The sequence below is a fragment of the Sphingopyxis bauzanensis genome (assembly GCF_002205675.1).
Lineage (GTDB): Bacteria > Pseudomonadota > Alphaproteobacteria > Sphingomonadales > Sphingomonadaceae > Sphingopyxis > Sphingopyxis bauzanensis.
On sequence record NZ_NISK01000024.1, the window covers coordinates 1 to 1,074 of the forward strand.

The window sequence follows — 1,074 nt, forward strand, 5'->3', positions numbered from 1 at the left end:
TGCGCCGCAGGCGAGTCGGCATAAGGCTCGTCCATCGCGGGAACCACGGCGGGCGAACCGCGATACCAGTTGATCATCGCGCGGCACGTGTCGCGATCCTCCCAATCCTTGAGCAGCCGGGCGATCTCGTCGGGCGGCTGGATGCCGCCGCTGGGCACGCGTCCTTCAAAAGCATGGGCGAGAATGCCGGCGATGCCATGCTCCTCGATGATCGCGTCGCTCGCCGGGTCGCGGAAGGTCCGGATATATTGGCTCGCCGCGCGCTGATCGGCGTCTGTCTCTTATACACATCTATAGCTGGTTCGCCGAAGCGCGGGCGAGCGAGCCCAATGACGCCAATGCGATGGCGCTGGCGACGACGACGCCGAATGGCCATCCGTCGCTGCGCATGGTCTTGCTCAAGGGGCACGGACCCGACGGCTTTGTTTTCTATACCAATCTCGACAGCCGCAAGGGCGGCGAATTGGCGGCGAACCCGCAAGTCGCGCTGCTCTTTCACTGGAAATCGCTGCGGCGGCAGATTCGTATCGAAGGCGCAGTGACGCCGGTAGACGATGCGACCGCCGACGCCTATTTCGCAACGCGCAGCCGCGACAGCCAGCTGGGAGCATGGGCGAGCGACCAGTCGCGGCCGCTCGCCGACCGCGAGACGTTCGAGGCGCGCTTTGAAGAAATGCAGGCGCGATTCGACGGTCAGGACGTGCCGCGTCCGCCGCGCTGGTCGGGCTGGCGCGTTAATCCTTCGGCTATCGAGTTCTGGCAGGACCGTGCACACCTGTCTCTTATACACATCTGTCGTGAACAAGGCGCCCGGCCATTTCGGGCATTTAAGCTGGCGGTATTTCGACGGCGTCAGGCTGTAAAAGAGCATGTAGATCGCAAGGAACAGCCCGGCACCCGACACGCTTCGCGAGATCAGGACGACGCCCCACGCCTGATATTGTTCGGGCAGGAAGCGGGTGACGAATTGTTCGATGCCGACGATCAGCACCTGCATGCTGAACGACAGCAGCATCAGCACGACCGCGCCGGTAATGATGCCGATCGACAGCAGGCGGTAATGAAAGAAGCCCT

Annotated in this window: 1 pseudogene; it reads left to right on the forward strand. The window is 63.0% G+C overall.

Going from position 1 to position 1,074, the window contains the following annotated elements:
• Positions 1–274 precede the first annotated feature (274 nt).
• A pseudogene (gene pdxH, locus CDQ92_RS20635) lies at positions 275–775 on the forward strand (pyridoxamine 5'-phosphate oxidase); the annotation flags it as partial.
• Positions 776–1,074: the final 299 nt, after the last annotated feature.